This is a genomic window from Pannonibacter indicus, assembly GCF_001418225.1.
Lineage (GTDB): Bacteria > Pseudomonadota > Alphaproteobacteria > Rhizobiales > Stappiaceae > Pannonibacter > Pannonibacter indicus.
In genome coordinates, this window is record NZ_LIPT01000005.1 from 157,372 (window position 1) to 173,788 (window position 16,417).

13 protein-coding genes are annotated in these 16,417 nt (G+C 63.9%); 6 read left to right on the plus strand and 7 right to left on the minus strand.

Going from position 1 to position 16,417, the window contains the following annotated elements; genetic code table 11:
- Positions 1-15 precede the first annotated feature (15 nt).
- Positions 16-897, plus strand: coding sequence for a LysR family transcriptional regulator (locus ASC48_RS10185; protein WP_055455644.1), 882 nt, complete (start codon positions 16-18; stop codon positions 895-897).
- 12 nt (positions 898-909) lie between these two features.
- Here the strand turns inward: ASC48_RS10185 and ASC48_RS10190 are convergent, their stop codons facing one another.
- A complete protein-coding gene (locus ASC48_RS10190; RefSeq protein ID WP_055455645.1) occupies positions 910-1,431 on the minus strand; it encodes an AAA family ATPase in 522 nt (173 codons plus the stop codon).
- A gap of 122 nt (positions 1,432-1,553) precedes the next feature.
- Here ASC48_RS10190 and ASC48_RS10195 point away from each other — a divergent pair, with 122 nt between their 5' ends.
- The 5 genes from ASC48_RS10195 (at position 1,554) to ASC48_RS10215 (ending at position 7,595) form a co-directional block, all read left to right on the plus strand.
- A complete protein-coding gene (locus tag ASC48_RS10195) occupies positions 1,554-2,480 on the plus strand; it encodes a pirin family protein (RefSeq protein WP_055455646.1) in 927 nt (308 codons plus the stop codon).
- Positions 2,481-2,595: 115 nt separating this feature from the next.
- A complete protein-coding gene (locus ASC48_RS10200; protein WP_055455647.1) occupies positions 2,596-4,098 on the plus strand; it encodes an ABC transporter substrate-binding protein in 1,503 nt (500 codons plus the stop codon).
- A 61-nt stretch (positions 4,099-4,159) separates the two neighbouring features.
- Positions 4,160-5,110: an ABC transporter permease gene (locus ASC48_RS10205; protein WP_055455648.1), complete on the plus strand. Its 951-nt coding sequence runs from the start codon at positions 4,160-4,162 to the stop codon at positions 5,108-5,110.
- Positions 5,107-5,925 (plus strand): ABC transporter permease, encoded by an 819-nt coding sequence (locus ASC48_RS10210; RefSeq protein ID WP_055455649.1) that lies wholly within the window; start codon positions 5,107-5,109, stop codon positions 5,923-5,925. The genes ASC48_RS10205 and ASC48_RS10210 overlap by 4 nt, the downstream gene beginning before the upstream one ends.
- The gene (locus ASC48_RS10215) at positions 5,922-7,595 is read left to right on the plus strand and encodes an ABC transporter ATP-binding protein (RefSeq protein WP_055455650.1); all 1,674 of its coding nucleotides are present in this window, start codon (positions 5,922-5,924) and stop codon (positions 7,593-7,595) included. The genes ASC48_RS10210 and ASC48_RS10215 overlap by 4 nt, the downstream gene beginning before the upstream one ends.
- On the opposite strand, the gene ASC48_RS10220 is transcribed toward ASC48_RS10215, so the two are convergent.
- From ASC48_RS10220 to ASC48_RS10245, 6 genes are all read right to left on the minus strand, one after another.
- The gene (locus ASC48_RS10220) at positions 7,579-8,172 is read right to left on the minus strand and encodes a class I SAM-dependent methyltransferase (RefSeq protein ID WP_055455651.1); all 594 of its coding nucleotides are present in this window, start codon (positions 8,170-8,172) and stop codon (positions 7,579-7,581) included. The two genes, ASC48_RS10215 and ASC48_RS10220, sit on opposite strands and share 17 nt — an antisense overlap.
- Positions 8,173-8,262: 90 nt before the next feature.
- Positions 8,263-9,426, minus strand: a complete 1,164-nt coding sequence (locus ASC48_RS10225; RefSeq protein ID WP_055455652.1) for an ABC transporter permease — start codon at positions 9,424-9,426, stop codon at positions 8,263-8,265.
- Complete coding sequence (locus tag ASC48_RS10230; protein WP_055455653.1) at positions 9,423-10,448, minus strand: ABC transporter permease; 1,026 nt, start codon at positions 10,446-10,448, stop codon at positions 9,423-9,425. The genes ASC48_RS10225 and ASC48_RS10230 overlap by 4 nt, the downstream gene beginning before the upstream one ends.
- Positions 10,449-10,526: 78 nt before the next feature.
- Positions 10,527-12,443, minus strand: coding sequence for an ABC transporter substrate-binding protein (locus tag ASC48_RS10235; protein ID WP_055455654.1), 1,917 nt, complete (start codon positions 12,441-12,443; stop codon positions 10,527-10,529).
- The gene (locus ASC48_RS10240) at positions 12,440-14,329 is read right to left on the minus strand and encodes an ABC transporter ATP-binding protein (protein WP_055455655.1); all 1,890 of its coding nucleotides are present in this window, start codon (positions 14,327-14,329) and stop codon (positions 12,440-12,442) included. Before ASC48_RS10240 ends, ASC48_RS10235 begins: the two co-directional genes overlap by 4 nt.
- Before the next feature lie 210 nt (positions 14,330-14,539).
- Complete coding sequence (locus tag ASC48_RS10245) at positions 14,540-16,414, minus strand: adenylate/guanylate cyclase domain-containing protein (protein WP_208975646.1); 1,875 nt, start codon at positions 16,412-16,414, stop codon at positions 14,540-14,542.
- Between the last annotated feature and the right edge of the window lie 3 nt (positions 16,415-16,417).

Sequence of the window (16,417 nt, forward strand, 5' to 3'; positions counted from 1 at the left end):
ATCCAGGGGCACTGCATGAACTGGGATGACCTGAGGATCTTTCTGGCTGTCGCCCGCTCGGGCCAGATGCTGGGCGCCGCAAAGCGGCTGGGGGTGAACCATGCCACTGTTGCCCGGCGGCTGACCGCGCTGGAAGACTGCCTGAACACACGGCTGGTGGAGCGCGGCACGGCCGGGTGCAGCCTGACGGAAGCGGGCGAACGGCTGCTGCCCGCAGCCGAGCGGATGGAGGCGGAGCTTCTGGCGGCCAGTTCCAGCCTGTCCGGCACGCATCCGGGCATCAGCGGCACGGTACGCATCGGCGCGCCTGATGGCTTTGGCGTCACCTATCTCGCTCCGCGCCTCGCCCGGCTGACACGGGCGCATCCGGGGCTGACCATCCAGCTTGTCCCCATGCCGCGCTCCTTTTCGCTCTCCCGGCGCGAGGCGGATATTGCGGTGACCATCGAGCGGCCTGAGCATGGGCGGCTGGTGGCGGCGAAACTTGTCGACTATGCCCTCGGCCTTTATGCCTCGACAGAGTACCTCGCCCGGCGCGGCGCGCCGCAGACGCTGGCGGATCTTTCTGAACACGATCTCGTCGGCTCGGTGGAAGACCTCATCTATTCCCCTGCCCTCAATTATGCTGCGGACTTCACCCGCAACTGGACATCGCGCTTCGAAATCGCCTCGGCGCTTGGTCAGACGGAGGCTGTGCGGGCCGGGGCTGGCATCGGCATTCTCCACGCCTTCATTGCCCGCAATGATGCAAACCTCAGGCCCGTTCTGCCAGATGTGCAGGTGAAGCGCGCTTACTGGATGGTGACGCACGAAAGCTCCCGCCCGCTGCGCCACATCGCCGCCGTTCAGGACTTCCTGCGCGCCTGTGTGGCGGAGGACAGGGCTATGTTCGGGTGAGGCACGGGAAGCTTATGACCGCTCCACCGTTTCGAGGAAGGCCCTGACCTCCGCAAGATTTTTCAGGCGGTGCACTGTCAGATGCGGCGGCGGGGATTGCCAGACCTCCAGCAGCTTTGCGCGGGCGGAGTGCCGGGTCGTCCAGATGAAATGCAGGAACTTGAATGTTTCCTTGCTGAACTGCTCCGGGCAGCCTTCCGTCAGGTCCGGACGGCTCTGCCCGCGGTAGCGCCAGCTGCGGCGCAGCACCCGGGCCATGCGCAGCCAGACCGGCACATCCAGCCAGATGAAGGTATCCGCCCGGGTGATCCGTTCAGGATAGGTGCGCGAATGGCCGCCCTCGAAGATCCAGCGCTCCTGCCGGTGGACTTCGCTGGTCAAACGGTCCTTGTCTTCCTTGCTGCGCTCGACCCAGCCCGGCAGCCAATGGATCTGGTCCATGTGGAAGACGGGCAGGCCCGTGCGCTCGCCCAGTTGCCGTGCCAGGATGCTTTTGCCCGAACCGGGGCCGCCAACAATCATCACGCGCTGCATGTTCTGTCTCTGGTGAAGTGGAAGGGAACGGGAGAGGAAACGGACTGTTCAATGGACAGGCCGGACGAGGAAGGCCACCTTAAAGTTCAAATATGGCAAGGGTTCGCACAAGGAGAAAGACGATGACCTGGCTGAATGCACCTGATCCGGTTCCCGGCGATGCGGCAAGCTGCGACCAGATCGAAACGGTGATCATGCCGCGCACGTCGGATCTTGGCGGTTTCGAGGTGCGGCGCGCCCTGCCCTCCACCCGGCGGCGCATGGTCGGGCCTTTCATCTTCTTCGACCAGATCGGCCCGGCGGAGCTGATCGCCGGCGGCGGCGTGGATGTGCGGCCGCATCCGCATATCGGCCTTGCCACCGTCACCTATCTGCTGGAAGGCGAGCTTTACCACCGCGACAGCCTCGGCTCGGACCAGCTGATCAAGCCGGGCGAGCTGAACTGGATGTCCTCCGGGCGCGGCATCGTGCATTCGGAACGGGAGCGGGACGAGCGCAAGGCGGCGCCACGGCCCCTGTTCGGCACCCAGAGCTGGGTGGCGCTGCCCAAGCACCTGGAGGAGAGCGAGCCCTTCTTTGCCCACCATTCCGATGCGGCTTTGCCCGCGCTGAGTGATCAGGGAGCAACCGTTCGCATTGTTGCGGGCGGGCTTTACGGGGCGCAGTCGCCGGTGAAGACTGCAACCGATCTCTTCTTCGCCGATGTGCATCTGGAGGCAGGCGCCCGCATTCCGCTGGATGCAGGCTATGAGGAGCGCGCAATCTACATGCTGCAAGGCGATGTCGAAGTGTCCGGCCAGACCTTTGGCCCGGCGCAGCTGCTCGTCTTCAAGCCCGGCGACCGGCTGGAAATCCGCGCCACGGCGAAGGGACCTGCCCGCTTCATGCTACTGGGCGGCGAGCCGATGGACGGGCGGCGCTACATCTGGTGGAACTTTGTCTCCTCGTCGAAGGAGCGGATCGAACAGGCCAAGGAAGACTGGCGCAAGGGCCGCTTCGACATCGTGCCGGGCGATGAGGAAGACTTCATCCCGCTGCCCGAGGCCTGATCGGAGAGCCTGACGGGCAAGGCACCAGGGCTTTACCGAGTTTTCACTTCCCTTCCCCGTGTGTGCGGTTAAACTCCTGAACACAAAGCGGAGTTCAACCGTTGGGGAGTGGGAAATGACGCGGATTTCAGCCCTTGGCCTGCGCCGGATGGCGCTTTGCAGTCTCTCGACGTTTGCGATCCTCGCTGCAGTTCCCGCCGAGGCGGCGCGCAAAGACGTGACGCTCGGCGTACGGCTTGAGCCGCCCCATCTTGACCCCACCGCAGGCGCGGCAGCCGCCATCGACGAGGTGGTGTTCATCAACCTCTTCGAGGGCCTGACGCAGGTTGCAGCCGACGGCACGGTGAAGCCCGCGCTGGCCGAAAGCTGGACCATTTCGGATGATGGCAAGACCTACACATTCAAGCTGCGCGAAGGCGTGACCTTCCACGATGGCACCAGCTTTGACGCCGGGGACGTGAAATTTTCGCTGGAGCGGGCCAAGGCAGACGGCAGTGTCAACGCCCAGAAAGCCCGGTTCGAGGCGATAGACAGCGTCGAGGCGAGCAGCGCCTCCGAAGTGATCATTACCCTGAAACAGCCGGTGGGCGATTTCATCACCCTGCTGGGCACCGGTGACGCTGTGATCGTGGCGCCGGAAAGCGCGGAAACCAACAAGACGGCTCCCGTCGGCACCGGGCCTTTCCGCTTCGGCCAGTGGGTGCAGGGTGACCGGGTGGAACTGCAGAAGAATGCGGACTACTGGGGCACACCGGTGAAGCTGGACAAGGCGGTGTTCAAGTTCATTGGCGACAATGCCGCCTCTTTCTCGGCGCTGATGTCGGGCGATGTGGACGGCTTCCCGATCTATCCGGCGCCGGAAAACCTGCCGCAATTCGAAGCCGATCCACGCTTTGCCGTGGTGGTGGGCACCACCGAGGGCGAGACGGTGCTGGCCACCAACAATTCCCGCAAACCGTTTGATGACCTGCGGGTGCGGCAGGCCATCGCGCATCTGATCGACCGGCAGGCGCTGATTGAAGGGGCGCAGTTCGGCTATGGCACGCCCATCGGCTCGCATTTTGCCCCGCATGCTCCGGCCTATGAAGACCTGACCGGCACCTATCCCTTCGACGTGGAGAAAGCCAAGGCCCTGCTGGCGGAGGCCGGCTATGCGGATGGCTTCAAGGCAACACTGAAACTGCCGCCCCCGGCCTATGCCCGCCGCAGCGGGGAAATTCTGGCCGCCCAGTTCAAGGAAGCCGGGATTGAGCTGGAAATCATTCCTCTGGAATGGGCGCAGTGGCTGGAGCAGGTGTTCAAGGGCAAGGACTATGACCTCAGCATCGTCGCCCATACCGAAGCCAATGATATCGATATCTATGGGCGCGATGACTATTACTTCAATTACAAGAACCCCGCCTTCAACGAGCTGATGGCAAAGGTCAGCGTCACCAGCGATGAGGCGGAGCGCAATGCGCTGCTGCGGCAGGCGCAGGAAATGCTGGCGAAGGATGCCGTCAACGGCTTTCTGTTCCAGCTGCCCAAGACCGGCGTGTGGGACGTGAAGCTGAAGGGCCTTTGGGAGAATGCGCCCGTGCAGGCCAATGACCTGACCGGCGTCTATTGGGAAGACTAAGGCGCATGGGAGCCAGCGCGCAAAAGGAGTCTTGCGTCCCCGCGCCCCGCAGGATGGCCGCATGACCGGCTTCCTGCTGCGCCGGTTCGTGAGCCTGTGCCTGACGCTGCTGGCGGCGGCGCTGGCGGTGTTCCTGATCCTGGAAGTCATCCCCGGCGACCCGGCCCAGCTGATGCTTGGCGTGGAGGCGCGGCCCGACACGCTGGAGGCGCTGCGCAACCAGATGGGGCTCGGCCGCCCGGCGGCGGAACGGTTTCTGCTCTGGATTGCAGGCCTTCTGCAAGGGGATCTGGGCGTCAGCTACACCTACTCGGTGCCCGTGCGCGATCTGGTGGCCGCGCGGCTGCCCGTCACCTTGCCGCTGGCCCTCATCGCGCTGCTGCTGACCATCGTGATTGCCATCCCCGCCGGGGTGTTGGCGGCGAGCCGCAGGGGCCGGGCGGCAGACACTGGCATCATGGCGCTGACGCAGGTGGGCGTGGCGGTGCCGAATTTCTGGTTCGCCATGCTGATGGTCTATGTCTTTGCCGTCAGCCTGCGGCTGCTGCCCTCCGGCGGTTTTCCGGGCTGGGACAAGGGCATCGGCGCTGCGCTGGCCGCGCTGATCATGCCGGCTGTGGCGCTCGCCCTGCCGCAGGCAGCCATCCTTGCCCGCATCATGCGCTCGGCGCTGGTCGATACGCTGCATGAGGACTACATCCGCACCGCCCGTGCCAAGGGGCTGACGGAACGTGCGGCGCTGTGGGGCCATGCGCTGCGCAATGCGATGATCCCCGTCCTGACGATCCTTGGCCTGCAACTGTCGTTTCTGGTGACGGGCACGATCATCATCGAAAACGTCTTCTATCTGCCGGGGCTCGGGCGGCTGATCTTCCAGGCCATCACCCAGCGCGATCTGATCGTCGTCAAAAGCGTCGTGGTGCTGATGGTCGGCTTCGTCATCTTCGTGACCTTCCTCGTGGATGCAGCCTATGCGCTGGCGGATCCGCGGCTGCGGCGGAGGGCGGCGTGAGCAGACGGCATTTTTCCTTCGCACTTGGCTTTGCGCTGACGCTGCTGTTCCTCGGCGCGGCCCTGCTGTCATTGGTGTGGACGCCGCATGACATTGCCACCTTCAAGGTATCCGCCAAGCTGCAGGGCCCCAGCCTTACCTATTGGCTGGGAACTGACCACTATGGCAGGGATGTGCTCTCCATGCTCATGGTGGGCGCACGCACCTCGATTGCCGTGGCGCTGGTGGCGGTGGGCATCGGCATGGCGACCGGCATTCCGCTGGGGCTGTGGGCCGCGAACCGGCGGGGGCTGATGGACGAAGCAATCATGCGCTTCAACGATCTGGTGTTCGCGTTCCCCGCCTTGCTGTCCGCCGTACTGATCACGGCGCTGGCCGGTCCCGGCGCCTTCAATGCGGTTCTTGCCATCGGCCTGTTCAACATCCCCGTCTTTGCCCGCGTGGCACGCGGCGCGGCGCTGGCCCTCTCCTCGCGCGAATATCTGATGGCGGCGCGGGTGGCGGGAAAGGGCGAGGTGCGGGTGACGGTGGAACATGTGCTGCCGAACATCGCCAACCTGCTGATCGTGCAGGCGACCATCCAGTTCTCGCTCGGCATCCTTGCCGAAGCCTCGCTCTCCTACATCGGCCTCGGCGCCCAGCCGCCGCTGACGAGCTGGGGGCGGATGCTGAACGAGGCGCAGACGATGATGGCCTTTGCGCCGCAACTGGCGCTTTACCCCGGCCTTGCCATCGTGCTGACGGTGATGGGGCTCAACCTGCTGGGGGATGGCCTGCGCGACCTGACCGACCCGAAACTGCGGGGGCGCCCATGAGCGCGCCGCTGCTGACCATCAACAACCTGTCGCTGGACATCGGTTCCCGGCAGATCATCCGCGATCTCAGCCTCGAAATCCATGCGGGCGAAGTGCTGGGGCTGGTGGGGGAAAGCGGATCGGGCAAGTCGCTGACGGCGCTCTCGATTCTGCGCCTGCTGCCGCACCGGGCAAGGCTCTCCGGCTCCATCCGGCTGGATGGAGATGAACTGACGGCCAAGAGCGAAGCCGCCATGTGCGCCTTGCGCGGCAATCTCGTCTCCATGGTGTTTCAGGAGCCGATGACGGCACTGAACCCGGTGAAGACCATCGGTGCGCAGGTGGCGGAGAGTCTTACCGTGCATGGCAAGGCGAGCCGCGCGGAGGCAGCGCGGGAAGCCTCCCTGCTGCTGGACCGGGTGGGCCTCACGCGCGCCCGCGTCTCGCCGGACCGGTTTCCGCATGAACTGTCAGGCGGGCAGCGCCAGCGCGTGGTCATCGCCATGGCCATTGCCTGCCGCCCGAAGCTGCTGATTGCCGATGAGCCGACAACGGCCCTCGATGTAACCGTTCAGGCGCAGATCCTCGATCTGCTGAAGGAGATCGTCGGCCGCGAGAAGATCGCGCTGCTGCTGATCAGCCATGACCTGGCCGCGGTGGCCGACATGGCCGCCCGTATCGCCATCATGAAGGACGGGGAACTGGTGGAAGAAGGCCCCACCCGCCAGCTGTTGCGCGGTTTCAATGCCCCCTACTCCCGCCGCCTGCTGGCGGCCTCCAGCCATATGCCGAAGCGCATTGCGGCCAGCCCGGCTGCCGCCGGCCGCAAGCAGACAGCGGCCACGCCGCTCTTGAAGGTGGACCGGCTGACGGTTGATTATCCCGTCCCCGGCGCAGGATTTCTCTCCCGCCTGACCGGACGCGGAGGACGGCTCAGGGCGGTCGATGGTGTCAGCCTGGAAGTTGCGGAAGGGGAAAGCGTCGGGCTGGTGGGCGAATCCGGCTGCGGCAAGTCCACATTGGCGCGGACCATTCTCGGCCTGCAGAAACCGTCCGGCGGCACGATCCTGATTGACGGCGAGGCGCCGCACGAGGTGCGCGGTGAGGCCATGCGGGCGCTGCGGCGCAAGGTGCAGGTGGTGTTTCAGGACCCCTACGGCAGCTTCGATCCTCGCCAGACGATGGAACAGGCGATTGCCGAGCCGCTGCATCTTTATCCGGAGCTGAAGCCCGCACAGAAGCGGCGGCGGGTGGCGGATGCGCTGGTGTCCGTTGGACTCACGCCCGAGGACGGGAAGAAATACCCGCATGAGTTTTCCGGCGGGCAGCGCCAGCGCATCGGCATCGCCCGGGCTCTGGTGACGGAGCCAAAGCTGATCATCGCAGATGAGCCCGTATCGGCGCTGGATGTGTCGATACGGGCGCAGGTGCTCGATCTTTTTGCCAGCCTGCAGGACCGGCTGGGCCTGAGTTATCTCTTCATCTCGCACGACCTGACGGTGGTGCGCGCAATCACCGACCGGGTGGTGGTGATGAACGGGGGGGTAGCTGTCGAGGAAGGGAAGACCGCAGCCGTGCTGACCGAGCCATCCCATCCCTATACGAAACTGCTGGTGGCTTCCGCCCCGGATCTCGACGCCGTCCTGCGGCGTCGGGAGGCGGAAGAATCCGGGCTCAGCGCACCGGCTTGATCAGGCGCAGACGCCAGGTGACGCCCTTCTTGTCCGAGACCAGCCGGTAGTCATCCAGCACCTGCCAGCGGCTGGCATCATCCGTCGCTTCCCAGAGGCGGGCGATGAGCTTGTTCGCACCGGACTCGGGCCGCTTCGGGGAATACATCGACAGGGCAATCACCCCGTCCTCCGCCAGGAAGGGCACGTAGCGGGAAACGACGGCTGCCGGATCATCGGCGAAATGCAGCACCTCGTTGAAGACAACGGCGCTGTAGTGTTCGCCCTCGCCCGGTGTGAAGCTGTGCATGTCGGCCGCCTGCAGCGAGGCGATGGACGGGTCCACATTGGCGATTTCCAGCGCACGCGGGGCCAGATCCACGCCGGTGTAGTGCTTGAGCCCGAGCGGAGCGAGGCGCTCATAGAGAAGGCCTTCGCCGCAACCGATATCCAGCACCCGGTCAAAGGCCTTGTTCAGCAGCAGCCACATGCCGATGATGCCGTAGCGCCCGCTTTCTGGAAGATCACGCAGGAAGGCCCAGCGGCCGGCCTCGTATTCCTCGTCCCAGCCTTCGGCGGTGGTGGCATTCTTCGACATGTCAAAACTCCTGTGCCAGGGCGCCGGCATGCAGGTGCATCACGCCCTGTATTCTCCTGAAGCGCCGGAAGCGCTCATTCTCGCATGGCTTCACTTATAGGGGTCGGCGGCGTCGCGCAAACCATCTCCCAGGAAATTGAACGCGAGGACGACAATGATGATCGGGATGATCGGCGCCATCAGCCAGGGATAGACCGTCACCACCGAGATGTTCTGCGCCTCGTTGAGCAGCACGCCCCAGGAGACGGCCGGGCGGCGCAGGCCCAGATTGAGGAAGGATAGCGCCGTTTCCCCCAGGATCATGCCCGGAATGGACAGGGTTGCCGAGGCGATGATGTGGCTGGTGAAGCCCGGCAGCAGATGCTTGCGGATGACGCGGGACGGCTTTGCCCCCATCAACAAGGCCGCCTGTGCATATTCCTCCTCGCGCAGGGACAGGAGCTTGGAGCGCACCGCACGGGCAAGGCCCGGCCAGTCGAGCAGGCCCAGAATGATGGTGATGCCGAAATAGATCCAGACCGGGTTCCACGTCACCGGCAGGGCAGCGGAGAGCGCCATCCACAGCGGAAGTTCCGGCAGGGAGCGCATGATCTCGATGAGGCGCTGGATGGCGCTGTCGATGAGCCCGCCGAAATAGCCGGCCATGCCGCCGAAGAAGAGCCCGAGCACTATAGAGATGGCAACGCCGGCGAGGCCAACCGTCAGCGACAGCCTTGCGCCATAGACGAGACCGGAGAACTGGTCGCGGCCGAGGCGGTCGGTTCCCAGAAGATAGAAAGTTCCATCAGTGGGGGCACAGACCAGACGGAAGCTGGCGTCGAACAGCCCCCAGAACTCATAGGTGCTGCCACGGCAGAAGAAGCGCAGATGTTTCGGTGTGCTGCGGTCCTCCGTATAGACCCAGCGCAGGTTCTCCATGTCGACCTCGGCCTTCAGGTCATAGACGAAGGGCGTGGTCAGGCTGCCCTCATGGAAGAAACGCACGATCTGCGGCGGCGCATAGAGATGCTGGGAATCTCGCTCCGACGGCTTGTAGGGAGCAATCACCTCGGCGAAGGGCACGCAGAGATAGAACAGCAGCAAAATGACGCCGGACCACAGGGCGAGTTTGCGGCGGCGGAACTTCCACCACATGATCTGCCACTGGGAGGCCTGGAAATAGCGTTCCTGCTCCGGCGTCAGGGCCTTGGTTTCGCGCGGATTGAAGGGCGCATCGTCAACGAAATGCCCCTCGTCACGATCGGTTGCACTCATGCCCCGGCCCTCCCGCCCAGACGGATGCGCGGATCAAGAACCGCCAGAAGAAGATCGGACACCAGCATGCCCAGCAGGGTCAGCATGGCAACGAAGAGCAGGATGAAGCCGGCCAGGAACTGGTCCTGCGACTGCAGCGCCGACAGAAGCACCGGCCCGACGGTGGGCAGATTGAGCACCACAGAGACGATGACCGAGCCGGAGACGAGCGAGGGAATCAGGTTGCCGATGTCGGAGATGAAGGGGTTGAGCGCCATGCGCAGCGGATATTTCACCAGTGCCTTGCCCTCGCTGAGGCCCTTGGCACGGGCTGTAGTGACATATTGCTTGTGCAGTTCGTCCAGCAGGTTGGCCCTGAGGCGGCGGATCATCGCGGCCGTGCCGGAGGTGCCGATGACGATGGTCGGCACGATCAGATGCGCCATGACGGACATGGCCTTGTCCATGCTCCACGGCTGGCCGATGTACTGCGGGTCCATCAGGCCGCCGATCGACAGGCCGAACCATTGATTGAAGAAATAGAGCAGGATCAGGCCCAGCAGGAAATTCGGGGTCGCAAGGCCAAGATAACCCAGCAGGGTGAAGCCGTAATCCCCCCAGGAATATTGCCGTGTTGCCGAGTAGATGCCGATGGGGAAGGAAACGACATAGACGAAGAGGATGGTGGCGGCATTCAGGATCAGGGTCAGCGGCAGGGCCGGCCCCACCACTTCGGACACCGGCTTTTCAAACTCGAAGGACCAGCCCCAGTTGCCCTGGAGCAAGCCGTCAAAGCCGTGGGGACCGGACCAGGCACCGATCCAGATGAGATAGCGCTCGAAGAATGGCCGGTCCATGGCAAATTCGGCGCGCAGGAATTCCAGCTTTGCAATGGAGGACGCCTCGCCGGTGGAGCGCAGCATGGCGATCTGGTTGGAGATGTAATCCCCCGCCGGCAGCTCGATGATGAAGAAGATCAGCAGGCTGATGACAAAGAGCGTCGGGATCATCGTCAGGATCCGGCGCAGGATATAGACAAACATCAGAGCCCCTCTCTCTGCCCGGCGCGGATGGCGCACACCTGCTCAAACAACAGGACAGTCATTCTCTCTCACGCCCCCTCAACGCTGACCGGACAGCCAGAATTCGTCCATGCGGTGAAGCCCGAACTGGGAACCGGGGTCCCAGCCGTAGATGGCTTCCTCCGGCACGTTTTCGACACCCTTCACCACCACCGGCTGGCGCACCTGCGAGACGAGGCCGATGCGGATGGTCTCGTCTGCGTGGATCTGGAGAATCTGGTGCCAGATCTGTTCGCGCTGTTCCGGCGAGATGGAGGTGAGCCAGGCGTCGTAAAGCTGCATCAGCTTGACGGCAGGCTCCCAGTCAGGCTTTTCACCGCTCTTGCCGCCGGTTTCGTAGAAATCCCCCCAGGACGGCCAGGACAGCCAGTCGACACGGGAGGGCACAAGCTCGGTGGGCGGCATTTCCGATGTCGGGATGCCATTGTCGAGGCCGGACCAGACCGCCATGACGAGATCGCCGGAAATGGCCCTGTCGCGCATCGTGTCGCGCTGACTTGGCTTGACGAACAGCTTCACGCCGATATCGCGCCAGGTTTCGCCCACCAGCTCCAGCGCATCGGATTCAGTCTGACTCTCGCCGGAGGTCTCCACGATGATTTCCAGCGGGCGGCCATCGGGCAGCAGGCGGATGCCATCGCCGCGCCGCTTGGTCAGGCCCATCTCGTCCAGCAGGGCATTGGCCTTGTCCGGATCAAAGTCCGACCAGCGGGTGCGGTATTCGTCCCTGTAGAGCGGGCTGATGTCGATGACCGTGTCATTGCCCGGCACGGCAAGGCCGAAATAGAGCACCCGGTTGATCATTTCCCGGTCGATGCCCAGAGACAGGGCATGGCGGAAGCGGGTGTCGCGAAGAAGCGTGCGCCACACCGGGTCTTTCACCGTCAGGTTCGGCAGAATGGCAATCTCCGCACCCTTGGAAATCGGCCAGAGAAGCGTCTTGTAGCCTTGGTTTTTTTCGCCCTTCTTCAGTACGGTGATATCGGCAAAGGAGAGATTACGGGCCTGAAGATTGACTTCACCAGCCTGGGTCTTGGCCGGGATCAGCTTGCCGTCGGCCACTGTCATGATCACCCGGTCCACATAGGGCAGTTGCTGGCCGGTGCTGTCCACCCGGTGGTAATAGGGATTGCGCACCAGAACGAACCGCTGGTCGCTCTCTGCCGTGATCCGGACCCAGGGCTGCAGCGTGGGCAGATCCGGATTGCCGGCATTGTACATGTCATCCAGCTTGTTATGCAGCGCCCCCCAGGAGCGTACTTTCTGGGCCTGCGCCGCCCGTTCGATGATGGCCGGATCGCCATAGCGGGCATGATACTGCTTCAGGTAATGGGCCGGGCGGTAGATGAACGGCGGGCGGGACAGTGCCAATTCCGGCAGGAACAGCGGATTGGGGCTGTCCCAGCTGTAACGGACGGTTGTCTCGTCCAGAACCTCGAACACTGGCCCCTTGCCGCCCGCCAGCAGGAAGGGCGGCAGGCCTGCCGGCGTCAGCTCCGGATTGGTGATCACATCCTCGAAGAAGTAGCGGAAATCCTCGGAGGTGAAGGGCTGGCCGTTGGACCACTTGTGCCCCTTGCGCAGATGCAGCGTGAAGATGCGCCCGTCCACCACCTCGACATCCTTGAGAATATCGGGAACAAGCTCCAGATCCGCATTGTAGCCGACAAGCCGTGCATAGCCCCAGACATTGATCAGGCGCACATCACGGGCCCGGCCGATGAGAGTGTTGATATCGCCGCCCGGCACGCCGGTCTTGCGGCCCTTGGCCTCCAGATCCACGATCAGCGGCTCTTGCGGCACGCGCTCGCTGACCGGCGGCGGATTGATGAAGCCGAGCTTTTCAAGGCCTTCCGTTTCCTTCAGCACCAGCGCGGATGCCGGAGACAGAAGCGCGGCGGCGACAAGGCAGGCCGTGGCAAACAGCCTGCCTGCGGCAAGAAAATGCCCTTTCATGCTGCGGTCTCCTCCAGGGCGCCGCCAGCGGCAAGGCCCGGGGCGCAGACCAGATGTTCCGGCGCCACTTCCACCAGCGTGGGCGCCATGCCAGCGCCAAGCCGGTAGGGCTCCGGCCATTCCGAGGGATCGGATGCCCGCTGGGCACCGAGAGCGGCAAAATCCAGCGGACAATTCAGATCCGGCTCCGGCACGGCAGCCAGAAGGGCGCGCGTATAGGGATGCTGCGGATTGGATATGACGTCCCTCGTCCGGCCCAGCTCCACCAGCCGCCCGCGGCACATGACGGCGATGCGGTCGGCGATGTAGTCAACGACCGCGAGATTGTGGCTGACGAAGAGATAGGTGAGGCCGAGATCGGCCTTGAGATCCTGCAGCAGGTTCAGAACCTGCGCCTGCACGGACACATCAAGCGCAGAGGTTGGCTCGTCGCAGAGGATGAACTCCGGTCCGAGTGCCAGGGCGCGGGCGATGCCGATGCGCTGGCGCTGGCCACCGGAGAAGGAATGGGGATAGCGGCGCAGATGGCGCGGATCGAGGCCGATAAGCTGGATCAGCTCGCGCACCCGCTCGGCCTGTTCCTTCGGCGTGCCGATCTTGTGGATCTGCAGCGGCTCGCTGAGGATCTCGTTCACCGTCATGCGCGGGTTGAGCGAGGAGAACGGATCCTGGAAGATGAACTGAGCCCGGCGGCGGTAGTCGAGCAGTTCGGCGCCGCAGAGTTCCGCCACATTGGCCGGTGTCTTGCCGCCGTGATAGATGATCGAGCCGCCGGACACCGGAATGGCCCGCAGGATCGCCTTGGCGAGGGTGGTCTTGCCAGAGCCGGACTCGCCGACGATGCCCAGGCACTCGCCCTTGCGGACCGTCAGGTTGATATCGTCGAGCGCCTTCACCGTGCGCGGCTTGCCCGAAAACAGGCTGCCCTTGCGGATGGTAAAATCCTTGGAAACACCCTTGATCTCGATCAGGGGCTTGCCGGCCGGCAGGTCAGAGGCCGCACATGCGGTTCTGCGGATACCGGATGTGTCCACCTTGATCGGGCGGATCGGCTCCAGCCGCTCGGCCTTGTCCATATGAAAGCGCGGTACGGCATGAAGCAGCGCCTTGAGATAGGGGTGGCCCGGCGCGGAAAACAGCTGGCTGGCCGTGCCCTTTTCCATGATGCGCCCATGATAGATCACCACCACCTCGTCCGCCATGTTGGCGACGACGCCGAAGTCATGGGTGATCATCAGTACGGACATCTGCAGCTCGGACTGCACTTCCTTGATGAGCTTGAGGATTTCGGCCTGGATCGTCACATCGAGGGCCGTCGTCGGCTCATCGGCGATCAGCAGCGCCGGGCGGCAGATCAGGGCCATGGCAATCATGGCGCGCTGGCGCAGGCCGCCGGACAGCTCGAAGGGGTAGTTGTCGAGCGCGCGGGCGGGGTCCGGGAAATACACGAGACGCAGCATCTCGCGCGTCAGCTCCCGCGCCTCGCCCGCCCCGCAATTTCGGTGCAGCCGTGCCGCCTCGCCGATCTGATCGCCGATGGTGTGCAGCGGCGAAAGCGAGGTCATCGGCTCCTGGAAGATGATGGCCACCCGGTTGCCGCGCAAGTGCCGCATCTGCGGGCCCTTGCGGTCGAGCGCTGCAATATTCACCGGCGGGGTCTTGCCGGTGGGATCGCTCAACACCACTTCACCGGACGAAACGTGGGCCGATGCGGGCAGCAGGCCCATGATCGTCTGGGATACGACAGTCTTGCCGGAACCGGACTCGCCCACCAGGGCAACTGTCTTGTTCTGGGGAATGGCGAAAGAAATTCCGTCGACGGCGCGCGAGACGCCTTCGTCCGTATGGAAATCAACGGTCAGGCCGTTGATCGAGAGTACATTCACTCTGGTGTCCCTCCCCCAAGAGACAGTTGCTCCACACGAAGGCCGCCTGCCGCCTGGCATGCTCTCCCCCGTAATTCCTGTGGGCATAACGGTATAGGGAAGTCATGCCGCTTCCGTGACAGCCATCACATGTTCAGCCTATCCGCACAGAATACCCGGCGGCAAGAGACAGGCGTTGATGATCCGGAGAAATGCAGTGCTGACGGGACCTTATTCCGCAGCGGAGGCGTCTTTGGCGGGCATGGCAGACAGGGCCTTGCCATGCACATCGAGCCTCCACACCTCGATGTCGCCGCTGCGCCCGCGCAGCTGCTGCTGTCCGACCCTCTGCACACACGCATCCTGCGGGAGCTGACAGACCGTCTCGCCACTGACAAGGATGATGACATCCTCCTCACCGGCAAACTCACGCCCCAGAGACTGCAGCCGCTCGCAGACATTCACGGCATCGCCCACGATCGTGTAGTTCCACCGGTCCAGCGCCCCGACATTGCCAACCACGACCGGCCCGGAATGCAGACCGACGCGCACACGGACGGGCGTAAGCCCCTGTTCGCGCCGCTGCCGGTTCTGGACAATGATTGCCTGACCGATCTTCTGGGCGGTGCGGGCGGCAGCCAGAGCGTGATCCTCCCGCGCATCCGGGGCACCCCAGAAGGCCATCATGCCATCACCGATGAACTTGTCGACCGTGCCGCCCTCCTCCTCCACGGCCGCAACCAGAATGGCAAAATGCTCATTCAGCATCGCTGCCGTTTCCGAGGCTGTCAGGCTCTCGGACAGGGACGTGAAGCCCATGATGTCGGTGAAGAGGATGCTCAGTTCCGCTTCACGGGCAAGAGCGGCCTGGTCAAGACCGATCCGCATCAGCTTGCGGAACAGGGAACGGGGCACATAGGTGTTCATGGCCTTGAGGCCGATGACCATGGCATTGAAGGCCAGCGCCACCTGATCGACTTCCTTGACGCGGCTGCGCGGCAGCGGGGTGACCTCATCCAGAGCGAGACGGCCCACATGTTCGGACTGGGCCGCCAGAAGCCGCAAGGGCCGGGCGACGCGGCGGCCAAGCCAGACCGCGATCAGGACGCCGATGACGATGGCCGCCACTCCCACAAGCGCGGAACCGGAAACGCGCTGGATCTCACGCGAGACGGAAGTGGCGCGGAAATACTGCCCGATGATCCAGGGTTCCGGACTGTAGCCGGAAACCGGCACCCGCATCAGAATGAACTCCTGAGCAGCTGCGTTGATGCCAATCACTTCGATACCCAGATCCGCGGCACGCTGGAAGGTCGCGTAACGCCGCCCCGTGGCGATACCTGAGAGAACCGGATCGCCGAAATCTTCAAGACTGGCGGGAGGCGCAGTGGCCGGGGCTGTGCCGGTGATCAGCAGATGCTGGTCGGAATGCACCAGGACGTCGCCGCCGGAGGTGAGCACGAACGTTGTCGTGTCCGGCCCTTCATCCAAAGCCCTCACGGCTTCGCCGATGCTGGCAAGCGACGTTGCCGCCGTCAAATAGGCGACAGTCTGGCCATCACGGAGCAGAGGAACCGTCACATTGGCGTAAACACCGGTGGGATGCGTGACCAGCGGGCCCCAGACCGGGCGGGACGAGGGCTCCAGCCGCGGCAGACTGTCCGGCGTGCGCCCAGGCACGTCGGCTGCTTCCTTGAACGGCCAGAGCTTACCATTATCCGCCTTGAAAATACCGAAACTGTTGCCGCGCAGATCCCGGATCACGATCACGGAGAGGCGGCCGTTGGCAGCCGCAGCGGCGCTGAGGTCAGCCAGCGTCTGCTCGCTTGCCTCCGGCTTCATCCTGCCCTCGTCAAAGAGCCGTTTGAGCGCGACGGCGGCATCCTCGACCTGATCCAGATGGCCACGAACCTGCCGCTCCATGCTCTGGATGGTCAGGATTGCCTTGTCGTTGAGCAAGGAGAACGTGTTCTCGAAATTGGCCTTCACGGACATAAAGAGCACCAGCGCCATGCCTGAGGCTATCAAAAGCCCGAAGCTGAAGCTCACGATGCGGGTCAGGGCAAAGTTGCGCCGCCTGCCGCCGAAAATCCGGAAGATGTTCAATTC